We start from the raw sequence: 23,686 nt of genomic DNA on the forward strand, positions 1-23,686 counted from the left end.
TGATTATTAAGCTGACCGCGATGGGAAGTCAACCTAAATAAAGGCAGCCCACCAGGACTGCTCAGGCTTACCGAGAAAGTCTCGACAGCCACTATCTTGCCTATACAACATGAACCAAAGTTTAACGGTTGTCAGAGTGGCTATTTCATGAAAAATAGCCTGTTTCAAACGCTAACGGTTGTGACAGACGTTATTTGCAGCAAATGGGTCGATTCCGAGTGGGAAACGATCAAATAAGCACGCTGGCAACCGTTAGAAAATAAAAAGGGTACATTTGGGCCAAATAGCCACTGTCACAACCGTTAGAGTTGGCATGCGGCCCTGCGCTGAACATGCATGTACCTTAATCCCTTGAAGATAGAATCGTTGAACGGTATGGAAATTCCGCGCATAGAGAAAGGAAGCATCCAACCTTAAGAGGTCAGTGCTCCCCTTCCTACTACTTGCTTGCTACTGATTATAAACCTCAAACTCATAGATGGATGGCGTATTGGTGGCCGAGTTAATCAACAGCCTTACGCTCGTACCCGTTACCGGCGTGAAGGTCACCGTCTTGCTTGCTCCAATCGTTGTCCCCGTTGCGCTGTCCACCCAAGCAGACCCATTCCAATAGGAAATCTTGAAGCTCGTAATCCGCGTATCGAATTCCTTGAGCACCACCGTATTAAACGTCGTACTGCTGCCAAAATCAATCTGCAGCCATTCCCCCGCACTTGTTCCGGAAGCCGAGTTCCACCTCGTTCCAGCCGAATCGCCATCGTTAGCTTTGGCCGGGGTATAGTTCGCATCCCACTGGCTCGAACCCCAAATCGACTTGTTCAGCCCCAAGTTCACCGGCGTTAGACTCACATTGTCAAAGGCAATCCAATTTCCGCCATTCGCCACGGAGTAGAAGCCGATCTGCACGCTGCCATTGCTGATCGGTACGCTAGGAATCGAGATGGTCGTATAAGTGGAGGTCGTAGGGATGTTCGCAGACAGCTCCGCCCCACCGTAGTTCTTAGCAACCATTCTCGCCTGGCTCTGGCCGCCGCTTGATTTAACATTCGCTTTGAGCGTGTACGTACCGTTCGGTAAGCTAATATCTTGGCTAGTGTAAACCGTATAGGCTGCCGCTTTCCAATGGACCGCCTCGTAGGAGCCACCGCTTATTCCGCCTGCTTGCGTGTAATCAGCATCAATATTCGTGCCCTTATAGTCGCCGCCCCACGTTATCCATCCCGGCATGTTCTGGCCTGCGACGCTGGCTTCAAAATTCGGATTCTGTACAAGGTTGCTCATACCTCCGGTTGTTTGGACGACAAACGTAGATACTGAATTGGCGGGTAAGCTGGTCGTGAACGTTTTGCCGGACAACGCAAGGGTCGATAGTGTCGCGCGATTCTCCGTCGATGATGTGCGATAAGCTTGAACGGAGCCGGTCACGGTGCCGAATTTGTTCAAATCAAACGTGTAGCTGGCGGCCGAGGCCGTGTCATTGTAGACGATGATCGATACTTTGCCGGTTGCCGGATCGATCGCAGTAATCGTCTTGGCATCGTTGTTGGCAATGATTTTGTACCCTGGACGAATGAAATTACTGTACTGCCGCATCACATGAAACTTCTTCATAATCCAATAATTCTGTGTACCGTCTGAGGCAAAATGAATCAACCCCCAGTTCCCGTTTCCCGCTAGAGACTCCGCTTCCGACTCAATCGCCTGCCAATACACCCACTCTTGGGGAGCGAGGTCCTTGAGGTCGGTCGTGATGGCAGAAGCCAAACCGAGGAAGGCGGACACCGAATTATGATCATGCGTCCCGGAGGAAGTGGTCACCTCGGACATTTGCAGCCTGCGGCCGTTGCCGGCAGCCTTCTGGTACAACCCTTGGCGATCCCCGCCGCTGTATGTGTGCGTATTAAACTGCGTGATTGCACCTGCTGCCGTCGCATCGAGGCTGTCCAGTGAGCTGTGGGACATCGCGATGCTCGTTTCATCGAGACCGCTGATTGTCGTGCCTGTTAGCGACTTCGAAGTAAGCGCCGAATTGGTCGCGTTAATAAGGGCAACCTGCTTCGCGCCTGCCGAAACCTTCATCCCCTCCTGCTTGCCGCCGGCTGCCCAGTAGTTGGAATTCGCTTCATTCATTGGATTCAGCGTCCGAAACGTAATGCCCCATGAGTCGCGAAAATGCTTCACCACCTCCGTCAAATAATCCGCGAACTGAGCTTCGTATCCTGTCTGCAGATTATCTTGGCTCGGATCCGTGTTCCCTGTAGATTGCCCGCTCTTCGTCATCCAGTACGGAGCCGAATAGGAGATGGCATCCGCCTTGAAATCGGCTGACGGCACTCTGGACTTCGCCGCTTGCAGCCACCACCGCTGGTTCGCATCTGCTGTCCAGTCATAAGAGGAGGTCGAAGTCGCTTTGTATCCCGGCACCGCTGCGCCGACCCGCATGGAACTGACATAAGCAGGGTCATTGCCACCGCCAATGTTGTAACGCGCGATGTTGAACATGGTGCTCGGATTGGCATCCGTGTTCGTGGTGCTGTAGAGCAAATCCGCCAGCGTATCCTTGCTGGTCCAATTGCCCGTGTAATTCGCCGACCATGCAAGCGAGGTGCCCCACCCGCCGAACGGCAATGATCGGATGCCGGGATCGACGATCACCGTCGTCGCTGCAGCGGCGGGCTGCACTGCTATTACGCTCACTGCGAGCGTCGTCAGCAGGGCGATACTCGCGCTCTTTTTAACCTGTCGAATCATTATGAATTCCTCCTTTAAGGTACTATCAGTCGGACAATGTCCTCCCCTAAAACACTTATATGAAAACCCTTACATAATTAGATATAGGATCTGTATAATAGACAGCAGATGGAGCAATGTTTATAATGGAATGACAAGGTGAAACGTTTCACCCATACGAACAGGAGGAAGTTAACACATGAGTACAATTGAAGGCTGGATTGAGGTTTGTGAAGTTGACGATATTGATGAGGAGGATGTCATCCGTTTCGATCACGCAGACCGGACGTTTGCTGTCTACCATTCTGATAAAGGGAAATTTTACGCGACCGACGGCTTTTGCACCCATGAGAAGGTTCACTTATCCGACGGTTTGGTGATGGGACATATCATTGAATGTCCGAAACATAACGGCAGATTCGACTATACGACGGGACAAGGCAAGAAAGCTCCTGTATGTGAAGATCTCAAAACCTATCCGGTTCAAGTGGAATCGGGCAAGGTCTACATTAAACTCGACTAAGACAGGGGACTTAAATAGATATGACACAACGGGGAATGGTTATTATCGGCGCCGGCGAAGCGGGTGCAAACGCGGCAATGGAGCTTCGTAATCAAGGTTACGAAGGCAGCATTACGCTGATCGGCAAAGAAAACCGCACGCCATACGAGCGTCCGCCGCTATCGAAGAGCGTCCTGCTTGAAGATGAAACACCGGCACCGACATTCATGCTGGACGAGGCTAAGCTCGCTGAGCTTAATATCCAGCTGTTGTCGGACAGCCATGTAACTAGCATTGATCGTGCTGCGCACAGCATTCAGCTGGCAGACGGCAGCGTGTTGTCCTATGAGAAGCTGCTTCTTGCGACAGGCGCAAGCCCGCGTAAGCTGAACATGGAAGGCTCCGATACATCCGGTGCCATGTACCTTCGTACATTCGCCGATGCGCTTGCAATTCGTTCCCAGCTGCACCCGGGCAAACATATCGTCATCGTCGGCGGCGGCTTTATCGGACTCGAAGTTGCGGCGAGCGCTCGCGAGCGCGGCTGCGACGTTACGTTGCTTGAAGTAGGTCCGCGTATTCTGACGCGCGGCGTACCTGAAGAAATCGCGAACGTCGTGGAAGCAAGACATCGCGAAGCAGGCGTTACGTTCAAGATCGGTACAGCAATCAGCCGCATCACGAACGATAACGGCACGCAGATTATCGAGATGGCCGACGGAGAAACGGTTCGCTGCGACGCCCTCATCATCGGTATCGGAGCAGTGCCTGAGATTGCTCTGGCTGAAGGCTGCGGCCTTGAGATCGAGAATGGCATCCGTGCTAATGAGAAGCTTGCAACAAGCGACCCGGATATCTTCGCAGCCGGCGACTGCTGCTCCTTCCCGCTTGCGCTGTACGGCGGCACGCGTGTTCGCCTTGAATCCTGGCGCAATGCGCAGGACCAAGGTATCCATGCCGCGCAGAATATGCTCGGCGCTGATGCACCGTATGAGGCTATTCCGTGGTTCTGGTCGGATCAATACGACGAGTCGTTGCAGGTTGCAGGCCTTGTCGACTTCGGCAGCGCAAATAAGATCAAACGCGAATCGGCCGACAATGTGCATTTCTTCTTCCATCTGGCGGAAGACGGCACACTGGCAGCTGCCAGCGGCATCGGCCCCGGCATCGCCAAGGATATTCGCTTGGCGGAGATGCTCATCGAGCGCAAAGCCGTCATCGACCCGGCGATTCTCGCCAGTGCGAGCACGAAGCTGAAATCGCTGTTGAAATAATGAAAAAGCGGCGGTGCAGGATGATATCCTGCACCGCCGCTTTTGTCTTCTAAAGCCCCTTAACCCTGTAAGTCGAATATTGCGTACGACTCCCATTATCGTTAGCGAAGCCTACCATACCGCTCAAGTAAGGTGCAGCTTCGTCCTTGTATCGAATCACAGTGTCTCCGTTAACGGTAACTTCGAAGTCACCGCCAATCGCGCTGATCCCTACCTCATACTCCTGACCGCATGCCCAGTCGAAATCGACGCTCGCGAGCTCTCGATAGCCGTTCTCGTTCTTATATAGACGGAAAGTGCCGCCTTCAGAGAAGCCTGCGGCATAAGAGCGAATGCCACCTTGCACACGGAAGAGAATACGATGCTCGCTGCCGGATTGCGGGATCACCGAAGCCGCAAACCGATAATCCTTCCACTGCAGATCTCCCGTATAACTCTCGGCAGACTCGCCATAATAGCTGCCGCATAGCTTACCTTCATCCAACGTCCATAAGCCACGCAGATAGGTGAGCTGGCTCACTTCAATATGCGTACCGGTCCATTTCTCCAGTCGTTCCAGCGCAAAATCGATCGTGTAATCAGGCTTCCCGGCGAAGTGCATGTCGTCCACATAAGCGATCAACGGTCCCCAGCCTCCTTCGGGAATCCACTCTATGCCCGCTTCAAGGAGACAGACATTTTCCATTGCCGGGATCGAGTAGGCTAGCTGCGTCCACTCACCTGGCGTAAGTGTCGTCTTCTCCCCGTAATGGCGAACGTCGGCATTACGATCGCGAACGTACAGCCGCACCTGAATCGGCCGTTTCTCGGAGATAGGCAGCATGACCTTCGCTTCAATCGACTGCCCCGGGTAAAGATTCGGCGAGAAGCACGGATCATAACGGCTGTCGTTGAAATCCTCAGGACGGTAATAGGTTTGTCGGTAAGCTCGATAACCTTGTCCGCCGTGGGAACGATCGAAGACAACTTTGAGCGAGCGCTCTCCGTTTGCCGCCGCTTCCGTCGTATTCTCCACGAAGCTCGTAACATGATGGCTGCGGTCGTCCCAATCGGTCCTGAACGCATGCGTAGATCCCGGAAATTCAAAATGGAACTGCGATTGCGCGCCGCTTAAGATCGGCTTCCATTTGTCCGAGGGCTCGGTGCCTGCGATGCGATAGCCCAACTCGGCAACGTATTGCGCGCACCACGGCAGATCGATCGCGTTCAAGGAACCGATAACGCTGGAACAGCATAGGAAATCGTTGATTGGCTTGCGCCACGATGGATCGATGCCGTCCAGGCCGACCATGACGCCCATAATCGTACCTACGTTACCGACGTTGCAATCGGTATCCCATCCGCACATGTTGCAAATATTAATCGCCTTGGAGTAATCGCCCCCGGAATATAGCAAGGATAGGACGATGACCGCGGAGTTCGGAATAATGTGGCATACGCCGGGATAGCGGTCATAACCGTAGTTGTCGAATACGAACTTGAAGCAGTCCCGCCAATTGTCCGGATTCCGGCGATAAAACTCGATCACGTCTTTGGTCATCCGGGTATATTCGCAATCCTCAGGAATAACGGCTAGGCCAGCTGCGATAATCGCTTCGATATCCCGCTCTACGAATGCGGCTGCGATACAGGCGGCAATGAACATTCCTCCATAAATACCATTGCCGTCATGCGATACACTGGCAATTTTCTCCGCATAATGAGCCGCCAATCTCGGATTACCCGGAGCGATCAGTCCCCATGCGTCGATAAAAATCTGTCCGCCGATTTGCTCTGCGACAGCGCTTCCATTTAACGCCATAGAACCGGAACGCGGTGCCATGATACCGTTCTTCAAGTTCAGATACGCGGTATGCTCCGTAGATTTGCCGTATCCGCCCCACCAATAGAATCCATGGCCGTCAGGCGCGTAATTGAGCCATGCCAGCCCCATCTGCTCGGCAGTGATATCAGGCGTATGCGTATAATCCTCAAGCGCTCGCAGGAAGAACAGCGGGCCGTTCGTGTCGTCGTCAGCGGCGAAATTCCTGAATTGATGCAAATAACCGGTAATTTCGCCGAACGTACGCTCCAGCTGCTCGTATGACCAGCCTTCGACGTTGCCGCCATGGCGGACACCGATTGTTTTTCCTACCCATCCCGCATATACGCGTTCCAAATAATCCTCAGGTATCGTATGATTCACAAGAGCCGATCTTTCGGAAATCCCCATCATTCCCTTTCACACTCCGTTCTATCATTTTCCATTCCAGCCGTGTTGTCTACGCTAGATGAATTGTCCTCATCATACATCAGGGCACCTACTTCGAAATATCATAATAATCGGACATTTGTGCTCGAAAACGTTCCTTTATTCCGTTTGATAAGGCAATCGGATGAATACCGATGTACCGGAACCAGGCTTGCTCTTAACCTCTACGCCGTAATCGTGTCCGAATTGCAGCTTAATCCGTTCGTTCACGTTGCGCAAGCCATAACCTCCCTTCTGATTCAGCTGTACATTCTCATCCAGCAACATCGCTACTACCTCCGGCTCCATGCCGACTCCGTCGTCACTCACCTCAAGCTGGATGACCCCCCCGTTATATCCGCCCTTAATCAAAATCGAGATTTGTTCCTTCTCATGACTGAGTCCGTGCAGAATCGCATTCTCGACGATTGGCTGTAAAATCAGCTTCAGTACGGTCGCATCCATAATGCCATCATCGAGTGCATAGATCGAGCGGATGCGGTTTTTCATCCGATACCGCTGAATGTCAATATACGCTTTAATGCATTCGAATTCCTCCCGCATCGTGATGACATCCTTCCCCTTACTCAGGGAAATGCGGTAGAACTTCGCCAAGCTTTCCACGATCTCGCATACATCTTCATTTCCGTTCTTCCGACCAAGCCAACTGACCGTGGACAAGGTATTGTATAGAAAATGCGGATTGATTTGGCTTTGGAGCGCCGTCAATTCTGCTTCCTTTCTCTTTATCGAGAGCGTGTATACTTCGTCGATCAAATATTTCATGCGTTCCGCCATTTGATTAAAGCTATGGTCCAGAACGGCGATTTCATCCTTCCCGCTCACGAACCGCCCCGTCTCGATTTCTCCGTTCCTCATTCTTTGGATGCGCTTGAGCAGAATGGTCATACGGCCGAGGATCAGATTCGAGAAAAGAACAAGCAACGCTACGGACAGGGCCGCGCTGGCAAGAATAAACAGCAGTCCGTAATTTCGCATGTTCTTCGTTTCTTCCAGCAGACGGTTGACCGGAATCATATAAACCATTTTCCAGCCGTTCGACAATTCGCTGTACATCACTTTGAAATGGTCGCCACTCCGCTGCAGCAGAAAGTCCCCGCTAGCCTGCTTCCCTATTTCACCCAGCACGTCCTCTTCCAGGCTGTTGCCCAAGCTAGTCCGATCATTGGACGTAATAATATTCCCATCGGGCTCCACAAGGTAGATCGCCTTGTCCTTCCCCTCTTTGGATAGCAGCTGATAGAACTCCGATTCCTTGATTTCAATCGTCAGTAAGCCTGTTGAATGATGATCCGTATAAAATTCCAAGGGCCGATTATAGCTGAATACCCGTGTATTATGCGCGTTGCGTCTTAATTCCACGTCCCAATACAAATTACCATCGGGTATGGACTTCAGCTCCCCCCAATATCCTTTATACTTGGATGCCGAGGCTCTCTGGAAATTAAGCTGACTCGCGATTTTGTCGTCTGCATAGGTCAAATAGGGTTTGGCATTATACAGGGTCGCATTATGAAAATAAATACCGACAGTTCGTACATCGTTTTTGAATTTCAGCAATACTTTTACACGCTCGATAAAATCGTTCTCGACCTCGTATTTGTCCAGGTTCGAACTTGTGCTGTAATCCTTCTGGAGATCCAGGTTCAAATTGGTATCAAAGTAGAAATGATTAGACAGCTCCTCATACGAAGCAAGCCGGGTTTCCATGTTGTACATCAACTGCTGCATCGAGATTCCGTAGGTAAGGTTGGTTTGATTTTCGATGATCTGATTCGCCTTATGCACCAGAAAGAAGCCCATGAACAGAAGCGGCAAGAAGGCGGCAACCATATAGGCAGCGATTAATTTCGGCTTCAGCCTGATCCGGTTTATGGTAAGGTTGGATAAATCATTAAGCCAGGATTTGATACGCATCTTTGAATTCCCCCGGCGATATGCCGTAAAAGTTTTTGAATACCGCGCAGAAGTAGGAAACGTTCTCGTAGCCGACAGCAAGCGCGACTTCATTTACTTTACGCTCGGGTTGGCGAAGCAGCTCGCTCGCATTTTTCATTCGGGTTTGCACGATGTACTCCTTCAGCGTCATGCCCGTGTGGTTCTTAAATAGTTTCCGGACATAACCCGGAGCCAGGAATACTCGGCCTGCAATGGAATTGATCGTTACATCCGTCATGTACTCGCTCTTCACCCACTGCTTGATCGTCTGTACAATGTGTTCGTTTCTGTTGCCTTGATTATTCTTGATCAATTCGGCGATGCCTTGAATATAAGCGACGACCCAAGCTGATAGTGAGTCAATGGTATCCATCAGCATCAACTTCTCCCATGGCGCCTTCTCTTGCTCGAACGCCGCTTTCATCAGCTCTTTCTTCTCCGCAAGCGTTTGCAAAGCGGTATTTAGAAGATCGATCGCAACGAACCAGGCTTGCTCCTTCTTCATCGATTTGCCTTGTAAGCTGGTCGCGACAATTTGTTCGATCCTAGCCGGATCGGAGGCTATAATCGCTTCCTCCAATTCAGCTTTCAAGCGATGAATGACAATCGGATATTCATCCCTGCTGCCTTCGTCGTCCTCATGCCACAGCACATTTTGCGCGCCAGAATAAAACTTGCGGCTGACTGCCATCCTGGCCATTCGGTAATAGCGTGGGCAGCTGCGAATACCATCCTCAGCCAGCGCGATGCCGATTGCAAGGGTCATCCCCGTTGACCGCTGCAGCTGCTGGATCCAGCTCGTGGCCGTCTGCTCCAAATGCTCTTCCATGTCTTCCTGCGTAAGAATCGGAGAACAAGGAATCAGCACGACATATTCGCCTTCTCGGGTCATGACGACGGGTAAGCTCGTCTCCTCCCCGATCAACCCGCTGAGCTCGCGATAGACAGCAATCGTCTTCAAGTGCTCCGATTCCTCGCGGTCTGCCCCAAGCTCCTCCGCTTTCACGATCATGACGGCCGTAGGGATCCCAGGCAGCGACAACCCATAGGACTCTGCCCGCTGCATCGTCCGTTCGTCGTTGATCCGTTCGATGCCGAGCAGAATGTCCCGCAGCAGCTGCTCTCGCAGCAAGGGCAGGCTTTCCTCCACCTGATGCTTGAGCTGGACCTCCTTTTTCTCGCGATGTTTCTCTTCCTGAATCCGGCCTATCGCTCCGGCAATCGTATCCATCAAGGTCTCTTTATTGATGGGTTTCATTAAATAAGCAACCGCGCTCACATCGACTGCGTTCCTTGCCGCATCGAAATCCTCATACCCGCTAATGAAGATAAATTTGACGTTCGGATAGTGTTGCTTCAGCCTACTCGCGAACTCCAGTCCGTTCATGCCTGGCATTCGCACATCTGTAATCACGATGTCCGGTTCCACGTCGGCAAGAGCCTCTAATGCAGCTTGCCCGTTCCATGCCTCGCCAATGATCGTGATACCGAGCTGGTTCCAATCAAAGAGCGAACGGATACCCTCCCGTTCCATATCCTCGTCGTCTACGATAAACAAGTTAATCATGATGATTCCTCCTTGCCCCAATTGCCCATTAGAAATTCGGAAAGGCTCCCGTTGTGGCAACCGGAGCCTTTCCGAAACTTATCTGCTTATTGCTGCCACTCTGCTTTGCGGTCCTGATACATTTGGTTCATCGCTGCTTCCGCTTTGCCGATGCCCATATCATCCGCTTTCTTCAAGAACTCATCGTAGCCTTTATCGAAATCTGCATCAGACGCGGACAGGATCAGCTTGACGATCGAATTGTAGGATAACTGATTCACTTTAGTAGTAGCAATATACTCCGGGCTCTCCGGTTTAAAGTTAAGTCCGGCGATATCCGTGTAGTCCCACCCCGTGCTTCTTCCTTCCTCGATCCAATCCGTCCCTTTCTCGCCATAACCTTCGTTGGCCCGCTTGGTCTCTTCGTCCCACCACATGGAGAAGTCCAGTTCCTTGCGCGACATTTGGTACGTGAAGCTTGGGTGATCGTTCATATCCGTGCTAAAGGTCAGAAACCCGAAATTGTTCAATCCGCGCTTCGACGCAAACAGCTCATCGTTCTGCCATCCGTTTACTTGGAAAGTCGTGCTTTTAATATATTTTTTGCCGTCTTCATCCGTAATAAAGTAATCATAGCCATCTTTATCTTCTCCGTCAAAGTTCACGACGCCTTTTTGCAGCAAGTTGCCTTCCTGCGTATTCAAGTAATTCACGAACTGCATAAACCGCTCCGGATCTTTCATTTTACTCGAAATATAGACGCCCGAATCGTAGTTTGCTCCGTATGCGTCGTAAGTCGTCTTCGCTACTTCCGGTTTCCCTTTCAACAGGAAGTATTTGAAGCGAAACGGCTTCTTGTCTTGGGTGAAGATACTGTTCGCTTCGTACATGTTGTCGAACCAAGATCCGATGGACGAGAACACTTTCTCAGAAGCCATCTTCGCCTTAAACCCGTCTATGTTCTGAACGGCAGACTCCTCGTCGAGCAACCCTTGCTGATATAATTGGTTTAGCCACTTCAGTGAATCGCGGATGCCGGCGTCCTTATATTTGTAAATCAGCTTATCGTCAGGCGTCCAGACGTAATCGTTGTACAGCCTTACGCCCTCGGCCCCTGCCAAGGTTTTGATCATGTTCGTGTAGAAGCTTTCTGTTCCGAGCGCCAGAGACATCGGAATATACTGCGGGTACTTCTCCTTCACTTCTTTGAGCAGCGCCGTAAGTTCATCGAACGTTTGCGGCTTGTACCAGCCTTTAGCCTCCAGGACGTTCGTCAGAAACTGAAAGCTATAACCGGTTTCAAGCATTCTTTCCGCACCAGGAAGGATGTAGCTCGAAGGGATTTTATAGATCTTTCCGTCATCGTTTTTCAGCTGGCCCCATACCGAGTTTAAATTCTCCTTGATTTGCCCGCCGTATTTATCGAACAATTCGTCTAATGGAATGACATATCCGGCGTCGATGAACTTCTGCGCCATGGATGGATTGGAAATGACGATCGCGTCCGTCATCTCCCCGCTGGCCAGCATAATATTCAGCTTCTCATCTACATTAGCCGGAGGCGATTCAAGGTTCAGGCGAACTTTCGTTTTATCGTAAACCTGTTTCACGACCGGCGCATCCTGAGACGCAAGCTGCGGCACGTTCCAACCAAGCATGACGCTGAATTCAGCATCCGGCAATGCAGACATATCTCCTGTCTGCGCCGATGCGTTTCCTTGTGTATCCGACGCCCCGCTTGCTTCGTTTGATTCCGACGGCTGCTTCGTAGAATCGTTCGTCGCATTGTTGTTATTGCCTGAGCAACCGGCCACTACCGAAATGACTAACAAAGCGCTCAATATCATACCAAATACTTTCCGAACTCTTGCTTGTCTCATGTGAAACCTCCCCCATTAGTGTAAATTCTCTTTGACTATTATGCTATTACAAATCCTCTAGGAGGACGAACAGCCCCGGATCTAACCGATTAACCCTTGATGGAGCCGAGCAGCATACCTTTGACAAAATATTTCTGAATGAAGGGGTACACGCACAGTATGGGCACCGTTGCGACCATTGTAATCGCCATCTTGACCGCTTCTGGCGTTACTTTGACCATCCCACGGCGGGCCATGCTGGATTTCATCTGATTGATCATGGCGCCGGCTTCGGTCTGATTTAAAATTTTCATGAGCACGTATTGAAGCGTTTGCAGCTTGCCATTGACTGTGAAGAACAGCGTGTCCTGCCAGGAGTTCCATTGGCCGACAGCAACGAACAGTCCAATCGTGGCGATAATCGGCGTCGATAGCGGCAAGATGATTCGGAAGAATACATAAATATCGTTAGCTCCGTCGATATAAGCGGATTCAATCAGCGATTCCGGAATGGCCTTGAAATTGGTGCGAAGCAGTATCATATTGAAGGCGCTGATCAAGCCCGGGATAATATAGACCCAGAACGAATTATAGATGTGGATCGTCTTAAACAGAATAAACGTGGGTATCAAGCCGCCGTAGAGGAACATGGTCATAATGAACAGCGAATTGAAAAACTTGTACCCGATCAAATCCTTCTTACATAACGAGTAAGCGAGCATGGCTGTGCATAAGACAGAGGTTACCGTCCCGACGACGGTTCTAAGCACACTCATGATGGAAGCATCGATTAATGCATCGTAGCGGAAGATGACGCCGTAGTTCGCAAAAGTGAATTTACGAGGCCACACCGTCAGCCCTCCCCGCATGGAATCTACGGCATCGTTTAGAGAGAATGCAAGCACATGCAGGAATGGATACAACGTAACAATCATCAATATCGTGAGAGCGCTAATGTTAAAAACATCGAACGCGACATCATGCCATCTTTGTTTCATCGTCTTGTCCCTCTTTTCATAGCACGTTGTCCTCTCCGAGCCGCTTCGCCATTCGGTTTACGAGATACAAGAGCACCAGGGATACCAGCAATCGGAATAGGCCGATCGCAGTTGCGTAGGAGTACATCGCATTACCTAGTCCCATGCGGTAAACGTACGTATCAATGACTTCCGAATAGTCGTGAACCATCGGATTGCCGAGCAAGTAGGATGGATCGAAGCCGGCATTCAAGATTCCGCTTGCGCTAAGCACGAGCAGCACCACAATCGTCGGACGGATACATGGCAAGGTGATATGCCACATTTTTCGCCAGCGTCCCGCCCCATCCACACTGGCTGCGTCGTACAATTCCGTGTCTACGGACGACATCGCTGCAATGTAGATAATCGCGTCCCAGCCGATGTTTTTCCAAACGTTGATGAGTACGACGAGCACCCAGAACAGATGCGGCTCGGCGAAGAAGAAGATCGGCTTATCGATCAGACCAAGCTTCAATAAAATGCGGTTAACTGTCCCATCCGAAGGTGAGAGCAGCGTCAGGAACAGGTTGGCGACAACGACATACGAAATGAAATAGGGCAAATACGATACGGTTTGAACCGTCCGCTTGAAGAAAACGCCCTTCACTTCATTCAGCAGCAGCGCAAGAGCAACCGCTCCGAACGTACCTACCACGATATTCAAGACGCTGATCGCAATCGTGTTCCGAAGCAGTATATAGAGCATTTCTTCTTGGAAGAAGGCTTGGAAATGCTTGAGGCCAACCCAAGGACTGCCCGTCACTCCTTTACCGGGATTGTAGTCCTGGAACGCCATGATCCAGCCCCATATCGGTGCATAGCAGAACACGGCTGCCCAAATCGCAAATGGGAGACTGAAGAGCAGCAATATCTTCTGCCTCTTGATCTTCCTCCAGATGTGGGTTCTTCGATGAATAGGAGGGGAAGCTGCCGGCAGTAACTCTCCCGGGACATGATTCATATTCTGGTCATCCTCTCTGGCCTTTCCTCGCTGCATTGAAAGCGGATTCATTTCTTGTATTCATCATAGCTCACGCCTCTCTCAGGAAATATCCAAATAAGCGGACATTCATGTTTGAAAACGCTCTTTTTCAGGTGAAACAGCTGTCATGCCGGTGAATTAGAAAACCCGGATCGTTATCCGGGTTCGTGCTGCTCAGGCCATATGGATTGAAGCGTCCAGACCTGCAGCGAACGGAACGTGACGCTGCCGCTGCCTGCTGCAAAGACGCTGATTCGATCGCTGTCCGGCAATAACGGATATATCCGTGCAGACATACTGGATTCATAGCCGGCGAATACCTCCAGTAAGGAGTGGTCCAATAAAATATGTACGATGGCCGTATCTCCGATCTGCCAATCGATCTTCCCCTGCAGCTCCATGCGATGTGTCGAAGGTGAAAGGCTTGAACGAGAGCGGTCTATAGTAAAACGCTGCTGACTTGGATCAAATAGAATGCGCGTGGATTCTTCATCATGCTCCCCATGCAGCAGCTTGAATCCAAAAGTTGAGTCCGCATCCGTCAACTCGATTTCTGCAAGCAGCTCGAGCGCTCTCCCCCTCGTCCTCAGTGTCCGTGTTTGGCCGCTGCTCAACGTCAGGTCGCTTGTGCTCTCGCGCTCTCCGCGCAGCTGCTCGAGTTCCTTGACCGGCTCCATGCGGAGTGCGCCGTCCTCTGTCAGCGACAGTACCCGGGGAACGGTTAGCGCTCCAGCCCAGCCCTTCGCCCCTTCGAATTCTCCACGCGCAAATTCGGGCATCCAGGCCCAAAGTAATTTTCGCCCCTCGCCTTCCTCCATCACATTCGGTGCATAGAAGCCTTCCCAACCGCTGGGATCAAGTATCCCATGCCGCTCAGGCGTGAATGTAAAGTCGTCGTTTAACGTACCCGTATAATAGCGAACGGCGTCCTTAGGCGAATAGATCAACACATATTTGCCATCCAGCGGGAAGAATATTGGGCACTCCCATAAATACTCTTCTGTGCGCTGAGCTTCCATCAGCTTGTTCAGCAGCTTCCATGACTTCAGATCATCCGAACCATAGATCATGGCACAGCCTTTGCCGTCATGTTTTCCACCGATGACCATCAGCCAGCTTTCCTCGTGTTTCCAAATGTAGGGGTCGCGCCAATCGCGGATCTTCAGTTCACCATGAACGTCCTTAGAGAGAACCGGATTACCCGGATACTTGTTCCAGGTCATCATACCGTCCGTGCTCGCAGCCATCCATTGCTCTGCGCCATCTTCGTATCCCCGCTCCTCGCCGCTGCCAATGCTTGTGTAGAACAAGGTTGGAACGCCTTCCGGTCCGATCACGGCGCAGCCCGAGAAACAATGCTCTTCCCCTAGTTGCATCGAAGGGGTTAGCGCGATCGGAAGATGTTCCCAATGGACTAGATCCTTACTCTTCGCATGACCCCAATGAATGGTTCCCCAAGTATCGCCGTTCGGATTGTATTGATAGAACAAATGATATTCTCCTTGATAATAAAGCAGGCCATTAGGATCGTTCATCCAGTTGCTCGGCGGCAAAAAATGATAGATCGGACGATAGAGATTCATATTATCTTTGCTCCTTATTTCAATAGTGAGACAGACACCATCATCATAGAGCACATCATTCGAACTCGAATATATTAAAAAGCGGTTTTTCATGCTGCATTCCGTTCCATTTACTGAGAAACGACAAAATGCCTGTCACTATGCCGAGGAGGCATAATGACAGGCACTTCATAAATTAGGATTAAAGGGAGCGTGGATAGCAGTGTCGGATGCTTATTTCACGATTTTCAACACCAGCACCCAGTCATTCCCTCTGCCGCTGATCGGCGGGGTGAACGTTTCTTCGCCGCTGTTATTGAACTCGCCGATTGCGCTGTACTCCCCTGTCCGTGGATCGAACCAGGATGCTTCGATGCGGCTTCCTTGTAGAATGCCGAGTGCTGCTCGGAACGGCAGGCCGTTCGGGCTGTAGATGAAACCGTAATCCTCGCCGCGAGTTGCAACCATGTAATTGGCGCCTTCATAGTTCTCCGCAATCAAGCTTTGATCCGGCACCCGGTCAAAGAAGGACACGGATTCAATGAGGTTCCGTACATGCTGCATCTGCTGCGCGCCTGGTCGGTGAAGCGCTTGTCGCCAATTCATAATGAAATAGGGCTCCGGCTTCGTTGTCATGGACCAGATGGAATGGTGCCCATATGTATGGCCCAAGCCACCGGAGAACACCGCATAATACGCCCCGATCCGTACATCCGCTTGATCGAAGTAGCCGTTAACCGCTTTGAAATTGATCGGATGATCCTCATAACAAGGCTCCGCATCGAAGGTCGGCTTAACCGGCAGCTTATTGTAATCCGCACTTACATGCTTATAATTGACGCGAATGATTTCATGATGACCGGATTGAATCATATTAAAGTCGAGCCATGAAGCATCATGCATATGGCGCGAAGAAGACGAATCACCGCATGGATGATACGTAATCAAATTGCGTCCGCCATCCCCTTCACGCAAGCCAGCTGCCAGCGCGTTATTCACTTCGAAATGCTCGATGGTTTGCAGTGGACGGTCACCGCCCAATACCCAAATGATGTTCGAACGATCCTTGTACCGCTCACCCAGCCACTGTCCGTAGACTCTTGCATTATCACCATTGAAGATGGCCGGCCCTTTGCCCCAAGCAACATTATATTTATCGCCCCATGTAGGCAGGAACGCTACGTAGATGCCGTACTCCGCCGCACGATCCACAACATAATCAACATGGTTCCAGTAGTTGTCATCTCCGTCAAGATCAGGCAAAGTCGGATCATACTGACCGTCAGCATTCTGCTTAAGCGGACGACGTCCGTAGAAGTTATCGACGGTCAAACCCTCAAACTCCGCCAATGCAACGATTTGCACAACGTTAAACTTCTGCTGCGCTCTAGCTCTCAAATATTCATCCGCATCCTCGCGGCTTAATCTATGAAACAGCTCCCAAGCCGTATCCCCAAGCCAAAAAAACGGCGTACCGTCCGCTTGCATCAAAAACCTCTTGTTATCGCTGACCTTTAACTGCTGCAACGTGCTCGACATCCTCTTCACTCACGCTCCCGGTATAAGTTATTGATTGGCATTTTCTCGTTGTACCCTCAGCCTATCATATATTATTTATGTACACAATATGTATACAATATATTAGTTGGGAGATTTGTGGGGGAAAGTCGCAGGGCTGTTAGGAAGGTGGTTCGGGGATGATTCGGAGAGAGATCCGCTCACTGCTCCCCCTTAACATAAAGAAGCCCCACATCCACTCTACCTGCCGCGCACACCGAACTACTTCCCCCTCATCACACTCACATCGTAAGCGGTATATCCGCTTTCGTAAAAGGAATCGGGCGTCTGATCGACCGGTTTGGATGCTGAGAGTTCGATTTTCCGACTCTCAACCAACATTTCAGGCTTTTCGAGTGCTGAGAGTTGGTTTTTTCGACTCTCGGCTCCACACTGCAAGATTGAACGTTTAGTTAGATTTCCAAACTCTTGGCCCCCGCCGCGAGGTAAAACGACCGCTTCGGAGCTAGAGTTACTTTTCCCGTCTGCACCGCTACTCCAGATGCACGCCGCTTGTTCGCTGCTCGAGCATTTCACGGACGATTGTGCCCATATGAGCTCCTGCTTCAACCGGCGCCGTTCCTCCGGCATGAATGTTGGATAGTACGGTTCGACTGCTCTCGACCGTTCCGGCGCGCGGCCGGTAGCACATGTAGGCGCTCATCGATTTCGACGAGACGAGCCCCGGCCTTTCCCCAATCAGCAGGACTAGCACCTCCGGTTCCAGCAGGTCGCCAATGTGATCCATCACGGCAACCCGTCCCCCGCGTACGAAGAACGGCGTCCCAGTGGAAAGTCCCAGCTCGCTAAGCGAATCGAGTAAGGAAAGATAGACATCGGCCAAATTAGCATTCACCGCATTCGCGCTGAGGCCGTCAGAGACGACGATTTGCACCTGTGGCCGCCTTTTGCACCTCTCCAAGATGACCCCAGCTCCCTCTTCCGTAATGACGCGGCCCATATCGGGACGTTTCAAATAATTCTCCGTATTTACGAAGCAGGTCTCGACCGCAAAAAGCTTGTATTCATCCAACAGCGTCTGGCTGACGCTCCCATAGATAGAGTCCACTGCAGCAGCATGGTCACAGCGAAAATGGAGCCACTCTCTCGTAAGCGGCCGAGTGCCTGCCCGCCATACACCGATACGCGCAGGCGTACTCGCAACCAACTCCGACATGCCTTCCTCCCATTTGGGACTCGGCACCCGAGAGGTGCGGATGCCACCGAATGCATCTTCCACCGTTGGACCTTCTACATAACCTTCGACCGAACCTCCAATGGATTCTCTGTCCTCGGGGGGCTGCGATTGTAATTGTGACTGTGACTGTGACTGCGATCGAGAGTGAGTTTGTGACGGTGATTGCGATTGTGACTGTGACGCCGACTGCGATTGCGGCTGTGATTGTGTTTGCGACGCCGATTGCGACTGCGATGGTGCCAGAGATCGCGATGGCAGCGACGACGAAACTATGCGCTTCTCCAGTTCAGCCATAACGCGGTCAACCAGCTGCTCCACGGATATTTTCGAATGCATGCCCGCACCTCCTTTGCGCGATCAAATTATGAAGAGGCTCGGATCGCCCGCCAGCGGCGTCAGCCTGCCATTCTCCATCAAGCCCATTCGGACGAGCCACTTCTCGAACTCCGGTGCCGGCCTTCGCCCAAGTGTCTCCCGAAGCGTAGCGATATCGTGGTAACTCGTAGATTGATAGTTGAGCATGCAATCGTCAGCCATCGCGACACCGATGATAAAGTTCACGCCGGCTGCCGTAAGCAGCACAGCCAAATTATCCATATCGTTCTGATCCGCCTTCATATGGTTCGTGTAACACACATCGACCCCCATCGGCAGTCCATGCAGCTTTCCCATAAAATGATCCTCAAGCCCAGCGCGAATGACTTGCCTGCTATCGTAGAGGTATTCCGGGCCGATGAATCCGACGACCGTATTGATCATGAAAGGCTGATATCTTCTTGCAAGTCCGTAACATCTAGCCTCTAGCGTCACCTGATCCACGCCGTGATGAGCTTCACTGGAAAGCTCCGACCCTTGCCCGGTTTCAAAATACCACAGGTTCGGCCCCGCTCCCGTCCCCTGCTTATGAATCAGCTCATGCGCCTCATCGAGAAGCCCTACGCTAATGCCGAACGCACTGTTCCCTTTCTCCGTGCCGGCTAGACTCTGGAACATCAGATCCGCCGGCGCGCCGCTGCGAATCGCACGCATTTGCGTTTTTACATGGGCTAAGACGCAGTTCTGCGTAGGGATATTCCACTTGGTCATCTCTTCCTTCGTCGCTTCGAGCAGGCACTTCACACTGTCAGCCGTATCGATAACCGGATTGACGCCGATGACCGCATCCCCAATGCCGTAGCTTAACGCTTCGAACAAGGAAGCTCGAACCCCTTGAATACTGTCCGAGGGGTGATTCGGCTGCGCGCGCCCTGCGAGGACACCTCGCTGACCCATCGTACTGTTGCAGCTCGTGATGATCTCAGCCTTCGATGCCGCTTGAATCAGATCCAGATTGCTCATCACCTTCGTAACGGCTGCGATCATCTCGCTTGTTAAGCCGCGGCTCAGTCGGCGCAGCTGCTCTTGTCCGGTATCCTGACGCAGCACGTATTCCCTCAACTCGCCGATGCTCCAATTGCGGATTTCAGCGAAGATCCGCTCGTTAACCGCCTCTTCTATAACCCGGGAAACCTCGTCCTCCTCGGGAGCAATGAGCGGATGATCGCGAAGATCGCCAAGTGTCAGCTCGGAGAGCACCAGCTTCGCGGCCATTCTCTCTTTGGCATCCTCTGCAGCGATCCCCGCCAGCTGATCCCCTGACTTCTCCTCATTCGCCTTCGCCATAACGGACTTCAAATCATGGAAGCGGAACGCCCTCCCGAACAGGTTCGTCTTCAGCCTCATCCTTCTATCCCCCCTCGGACCCGCCCAGCTCTGACGCAGGCTGGAAAACAAGTGTCTTGATCATTACAGGGAGCATCCTACCAGGCAACGGTTCCCCCAAATCGATATAATCGCCATGCATCACCGTAATTTGATCGATGCTAATAATAGATAGCCGCTTCTCCAGCAGCTTTCGGAGCGATTGTCCAAGCACCTGCGCCATATCATGCTCACATACAACGACCAGTACCTCTGCTGAAGCAAAATATTTCAAATACCCCTGGCAAATCGCCGCAGCCAATCTCTGTACCGAAGCATAGGAGATTTCTTTCATCCCTCGCACAGCAAGCGCAAAAGGAATCGAAGCCTCCTTGTCATAGAGGCCTGCACATACTCGCATTGCATCCGTCACCCTACCCGCAAGCACGTCCTGATTCGCGAGGATAACATCCGTCAACTCATCAAGCCGATATACCGGCAAGTTCCGAATCGGAAGCGAATGCGAAGCGTCGAGATAGATGGTCGCTCCGCTAATCTCTGTGCTTTGCATCCCTGCACCGATAACGGTAGCTCGTACGGTCTGATTCGGCTTCCCCATTGCAGTATGGTAATGATGAGCCATTGCGTCCTTAATCTCATGTGCGAGCAGAGGTCCGATATCACCAAACGCGGCAACCTCTGCCATCGTAGTCGGTTTCGGAAGCTCCATCAATAGTCCAATGCCGCCCGAAACCATCCATTCCTCGATTACCGGCAATCCTGCTCCCTCCACCTGCTTATCACCGCCGCCGACAAGGAGCTCCCGCAATGCCGGATCATATTCTTCGCGCGGCAAGCCACCACCTGCCACATAGTCCAGCATGCAGCAGCTCATGTCTTGGCAAATCCCCGCTAAGGCTTCGAAGCTAATGGATTGTCCCCGTTCGATCCCATACCCTCTCGATGTGAGCCACGGCCGGATTGATGGAGATACCGCCGTAACCCTCCCCATCGTATCTAACTCTATCAATCTGCCACCGACATGAAACGTTACCGTCTTAATGGTCCGTCCCCGCCGAAATATCGCAACATTCGCAGTGCCTCCGCCAATATCCAGGTTGGCCACCGCTCCTTTGGTTTGCATGGATCGCAGATCCGCTCCCGCTCCCCGTCCCGCAAGCAGCCCTTCCAGATCCGCTCCGGCCGCAGCTACAACGAAATCGCCTGAACGCTCAGCAAGCCGCTGTACGATTTCGCGAGCATTCCGCTTATTCGCAGTCTCGCCTGTAATAATGACAGCGCCTGTCTTCAGCTCGGCAGGACGTATTCCTGCATGATGATACTCCGCCATAATTATGGCCCAGACGCCGTCCGCATCCAGCTCATCCCTGCCTGAGAGCGGCGTGCTATACATCGGACTTGCATACACCAACTGCCGCTCCACAATTTCATAGCGGGGGATCGAAACCGCACTAGAGGTTCGCTTCAGTCGCAGCCTACTTACGATCATCTTGGTCGTGCTCGTTCCGATATCGATCCCGACACTCGTAATCCACTGCTCCTCCATAGCGGCTCACGCATATCCGTCGCGTTCAATGATACGTACAGCCAGCTCAGACAGCGGAACTCGCTCGGTCATGCTGTGGGCTTGGATGCGCTGGTAGGCGGCAGGTTCATCCAAGCCATGCCGCTTCATTACAATTCCTTTGGCTTTCTCAATGAGCTTTCGTTCCTCCAGCGTTTGTTGAAGCTGCCTTATATCTTGCTTTAATCCATCTAACGCTGCCTTCTGACCTAGCGCGATTTCCACGGCCGGGATTAGATCCGCCTCCGATACCGGCTTGACCAGATAAGCGACCACGCCTGCGTCGCGTGCCTGCTGCACAAGCTCCTTCTGGCTGTACGCCGTAAGCAGCAGCACAGAAGAATACTGCATGCCGCGAATGATCATCGCTGCTTTGATCCCGTTCATGACGGGCATCTTCACATCCATGATTACGAGATCAGGCTTTAACGTCGCGGCAAGCTCAATCGCTTCTTGACCGTTCTTCCCTTCGCCTACAACGGAGTAGTGCTCTTCCTCCAGCATTTCGCGAATATCCAACCGAATAATCGGATCATCGTCAATAATGACAATCGTTCTGCTCACCGTTCATCCTCCTAAGCGGGAATGTGATGTCAACCTGTGTGCCAAGCGAACTGGAAATCAGCTCGAGCGTGCCGCTAAGATTTTCGATCACCAGCGTTTCGGAGATTTGGAGACCGATATGGCCCTTCCTCTCACCAAAGTCAGCTCCGCCGCATCGCATGCCTACCCCTGTATCCGAAACCCGAACTCGTCCATCCTCGCCAAGGAGCTGCAGCGAAACTTCAATTTCTCCTGAGCTTCGCTCCGCGAACGCATGATTGACGCAATTTTGCACGAGCTCGTTTAGTACAAGTCCCAGTGTCATGGCCTGCTCTGCCGATAAAATAAGCTCATCTCCGCCTATATTCGTTGTTATCCGCTGATCCGGTTTGACGGAAGAGGAGATGATGGTTTTCACGATTCGGGCCGCAACATCATGGAATGGGATCGTCTCCATCCCATCGAAAGCCAGCGTCTCGTGGATTACAGCAATACTGTTAATCCGATTGATGCTATCCAGATAGACATTCCGGACTTCCTCGTGTTTCGTTCTTCGCATTTGCAGCCGCAGAAGTCCCGCTACCGTTTGCAGATTATTTTTGACCCGGTGATGAATCTCCTTAATGACGGCCGACTTGACGAGAAGCTGCTTCTCCTTCGCCTTCAGCTCCGTCAAATCCCGAATCAGAATAAAACCGCCTACGATGCGATGATTCCGCTGCAGCGATAAGGCTTTCAGCTCCAGCGCCACATGCTTCTGCTGAAATTCACTGCGATAGACGCCGGTATGCTCTTGCTTCACGACGCTGCTCAGTTGACCGCCGAACAAATCGCCAATCGAAATCCCCTCAATTACGCCGGTATAGCCGATGTCCTTGAACAGCTTGGCAGCCTGTGCGTTCGTATAAGTCACCTTGTGCCGATCATCGAACAGCACGATGCCCTCTTGCATCAAGGACTGCATCCCGCCTTCGGACATCGCAAGCGAGAGCAGGGTTTCGCCCAGCTGCTCATTCGTTTCCAGCAATCGCTCGACATTCCGCTCCTGCTCGACATGCTTGGATATATCCGATTCCAGAATGAGCGCGCCAATAACTTTGCCTTGTTTGGAGCGGATCGGCACCACGTTCTGCTGCATGGCGATTCCTTCCTGCGAGGTGCCGCGCGAGCCTAACATCGGTTTGCCTGACAAGAGACAGAACATTACGGCAGGCTCATTATGAAAATGGGCAAATTGGCCGACAACGGAAGTCTTGTACAGCGAAGCCGCAGTCGTCGGATGCGCCTGCGCAACAACGAGCGCCGTGCGTTCATCGGTGAGCGGGCAATCTATAAAAGCATCGGATTGGGACGCATCGGCAATCCACTGCAGATGGCGCGCCAAATCCTCAATCGTTTCCATGTCAGCAATTGGCATCGTTGTATGGCTGCCGCACAATTCTCTAACCATACCCATCACC

General features: G+C 51.8%; 17 protein-coding genes. 3 read left to right on the top strand and 14 right to left on the bottom strand.

Annotation, left to right across the window (positions count from 1 at the left end):
* Positions 1 to 450: 450 nt before the first annotated feature.
* On the bottom strand, positions 451 to 2,751 hold the full coding sequence (locus tag AC0YN4_RS18005; RefSeq protein ID WP_475836361.1) for a glycoside hydrolase: 2,301 nt from the start codon (positions 2,749 to 2,751) through the stop codon (positions 451 to 453).
* Between the two features lie 178 nt (positions 2,752 to 2,929).
* On the opposite strand from AC0YN4_RS18005, the gene AC0YN4_RS18010 reads away from it, so the two are divergent.
* Both AC0YN4_RS18010 and AC0YN4_RS18015 read left to right on the top strand, forming a co-directional pair.
* Positions 2,930 to 3,253: a MocE family 2Fe-2S type ferredoxin gene (locus AC0YN4_RS18010; RefSeq protein WP_475784357.1), complete on the top strand. Its 324-nt coding sequence runs from the start codon at positions 2,930 to 2,932 to the stop codon at positions 3,251 to 3,253.
* A 20-nt stretch (positions 3,254 to 3,273) separates the two neighbouring features.
* A complete protein-coding gene (locus tag AC0YN4_RS18015) occupies positions 3,274 to 4,506 on the top strand; it encodes an NAD(P)/FAD-dependent oxidoreductase (RefSeq protein ID WP_475836362.1) in 1,233 nt (410 codons plus the stop codon).
* A 49-nt stretch (positions 4,507 to 4,555) separates the two neighbouring features.
* On the opposite strand, the gene AC0YN4_RS18020 is transcribed toward AC0YN4_RS18015, so the two are convergent.
* The 9 genes from AC0YN4_RS18020 to eutC form a co-directional block, all read right to left on the bottom strand.
* Complete coding sequence (locus tag AC0YN4_RS18020) at positions 4,556 to 6,691, bottom strand: ADP-ribosylglycohydrolase family protein (RefSeq protein WP_475836363.1); 2,136 nt, start codon at positions 6,689 to 6,691, stop codon at positions 4,556 to 4,558.
* 165 nt (positions 6,692 to 6,856) lie between these two features.
* Positions 6,857 to 8,674 (bottom strand): cache domain-containing sensor histidine kinase, encoded by a 1,818-nt coding sequence (locus AC0YN4_RS18025; protein WP_475784360.1) that lies wholly within the window; start codon positions 8,672 to 8,674, stop codon positions 6,857 to 6,859.
* Complete coding sequence (locus AC0YN4_RS18030; RefSeq protein WP_475836364.1) at positions 8,652 to 10,262, bottom strand: response regulator; 1,611 nt, start codon at positions 10,260 to 10,262, stop codon at positions 8,652 to 8,654. Before AC0YN4_RS18030 ends, AC0YN4_RS18025 begins: the two co-directional genes overlap by 23 nt.
* A gap of 86 nt (positions 10,263 to 10,348) precedes the next feature.
* Entirely contained in the window at positions 10,349 to 12,121 is a 1,773-nt protein-coding gene (locus AC0YN4_RS18035) for an extracellular solute-binding protein (protein WP_475836365.1), read from the bottom strand.
* Between the two features lie 89 nt (positions 12,122 to 12,210).
* Entirely contained in the window at positions 12,211 to 13,098 is an 888-nt protein-coding gene (locus AC0YN4_RS18040; protein WP_475836366.1) for a carbohydrate ABC transporter permease, read from the bottom strand.
* 16 nt (positions 13,099 to 13,114) lie between these two features.
* Entirely contained in the window at positions 13,115 to 14,116 is a 1,002-nt protein-coding gene (locus AC0YN4_RS18045) for an ABC transporter permease (protein WP_475836367.1), read from the bottom strand.
* Between the two features lie 140 nt (positions 14,117 to 14,256).
* Positions 14,257 to 15,684, bottom strand: a complete 1,428-nt coding sequence (locus AC0YN4_RS18050) for a glycoside hydrolase family 32 protein (protein WP_475836368.1) — start codon at positions 15,682 to 15,684, stop codon at positions 14,257 to 14,259.
* Between the two features lie 213 nt (positions 15,685 to 15,897).
* Positions 15,898 to 17,190, bottom strand: coding sequence for a glycoside hydrolase family 140 protein (locus AC0YN4_RS18055; RefSeq protein WP_475836369.1), 1,293 nt, complete (start codon positions 17,188 to 17,190; stop codon positions 15,898 to 15,900).
* Positions 17,191 to 17,713: 523 nt separating this feature from the next.
* Entirely contained in the window at positions 17,714 to 18,499 is a 786-nt protein-coding gene (gene eutC, locus AC0YN4_RS18060) for an ethanolamine ammonia-lyase subunit EutC (RefSeq protein ID WP_475836480.1), read from the bottom strand.
* Between the two features lie 35 nt (positions 18,500 to 18,534).
* Here eutC and AC0YN4_RS18065 point away from each other — a divergent pair, with 35 nt between their 5' ends.
* The gene (locus AC0YN4_RS18065) at positions 18,535 to 18,714 is read left to right on the top strand and encodes a hypothetical protein (protein WP_475836483.1); all 180 of its coding nucleotides are present in this window, start codon (positions 18,535 to 18,537) and stop codon (positions 18,712 to 18,714) included.
* A 61-nt stretch (positions 18,715 to 18,775) separates the two neighbouring features.
* Here the strand turns inward: AC0YN4_RS18065 and AC0YN4_RS18070 are convergent, their stop codons facing one another.
* From AC0YN4_RS18070 to AC0YN4_RS18085, 4 genes are read right to left on the bottom strand one after another with little or no spacing between them, the layout of a single operon-like run.
* A complete protein-coding gene (locus AC0YN4_RS18070; protein ID WP_475836370.1) occupies positions 18,776 to 20,140 on the bottom strand; it encodes an ethanolamine ammonia-lyase subunit EutB in 1,365 nt (454 codons plus the stop codon).
* A 4-nt stretch (positions 20,141 to 20,144) separates the two neighbouring features.
* Positions 20,145 to 21,665, bottom strand: a complete 1,521-nt coding sequence (locus AC0YN4_RS18075; RefSeq protein WP_475836371.1) for an ethanolamine ammonia-lyase reactivating factor EutA — start codon at positions 21,663 to 21,665, stop codon at positions 20,145 to 20,147.
* Between the two features lie 6 nt (positions 21,666 to 21,671).
* Positions 21,672 to 22,247: an ANTAR domain-containing response regulator gene (locus AC0YN4_RS18080; protein ID WP_475836372.1), complete on the bottom strand. Its 576-nt coding sequence runs from the start codon at positions 22,245 to 22,247 to the stop codon at positions 21,672 to 21,674.
* A complete protein-coding gene (locus AC0YN4_RS18085; RefSeq protein ID WP_475836373.1) occupies positions 22,222 to 23,682 on the bottom strand; it encodes a sensor histidine kinase in 1,461 nt (486 codons plus the stop codon). The genes AC0YN4_RS18080 and AC0YN4_RS18085 overlap by 26 nt, the downstream gene beginning before the upstream one ends.
* Positions 23,683 to 23,686 lie beyond the last annotated feature (4 nt).

The sequence above is a fragment of the Paenibacillus sp. J22R3 genome, assembly GCF_056269305.1.

Excerpts from the sequence above, each read along its gene's own strand:
- AC0YN4_RS18005 (WP_475836361.1), bottom strand. The coding sequence starts at position 2,751 with ATGATTCGACAGGTTAAAAAGAGCGCGAGTATCGCCCTGCTGACGACG.
- AC0YN4_RS18085 (WP_475836373.1), bottom strand. The coding sequence starts at position 23,682 with ATGGGTATGGTTAGAGAATTGTGCGGCAGCCATACAACGATGCCAATT.
- AC0YN4_RS18050 (WP_475836368.1), bottom strand. The coding sequence starts at position 15,684 with ATGAATCTCTATCGTCCGATCTATCATTTTTTGCCGCCGAGCAACTGG.
- AC0YN4_RS18040 (WP_475836366.1), bottom strand. The coding sequence starts at position 13,098 with ATGAAACAAAGATGGCATGATGTCGCGTTCGATGTTTTTAACATTAGC.
- AC0YN4_RS18035 (WP_475836365.1), bottom strand. The coding sequence starts at position 12,121 with ATGAGACAAGCAAGAGTTCGGAAAGTATTTGGTATGATATTGAGCGCT.
- AC0YN4_RS18015 (WP_475836362.1), top strand. The coding sequence starts at position 3,274 with ATGACACAACGGGGAATGGTTATTATCGGCGCCGGCGAAGCGGGTGCA.
- AC0YN4_RS18030 (WP_475836364.1), bottom strand. The coding sequence starts at position 10,262 with ATGATTAACTTGTTTATCGTAGACGACGAGGATATGGAACGGGAGGGT.
- AC0YN4_RS18045 (WP_475836367.1), bottom strand. The coding sequence starts at position 14,116 with ATGCAGCGAGGAAAGGCCAGAGAGGATGACCAGAATATGAATCATGTC.
- AC0YN4_RS18075 (WP_475836371.1), bottom strand. The coding sequence starts at position 21,665 with ATGGAGGAGCAGTGGATTACGAGTGTCGGGATCGATATCGGAACGAGC.
- AC0YN4_RS18025 (WP_475784360.1), bottom strand. The coding sequence starts at position 8,674 with ATGCGTATCAAATCCTGGCTTAATGATTTATCCAACCTTACCATAAAC.
- AC0YN4_RS18010 (WP_475784357.1), top strand. The coding sequence starts at position 2,930 with ATGAGTACAATTGAAGGCTGGATTGAGGTTTGTGAAGTTGACGATATT.
- AC0YN4_RS18070 (WP_475836370.1), bottom strand. The coding sequence starts at position 20,140 with ATGAGGCTGAAGACGAACCTGTTCGGGAGGGCGTTCCGCTTCCATGAT.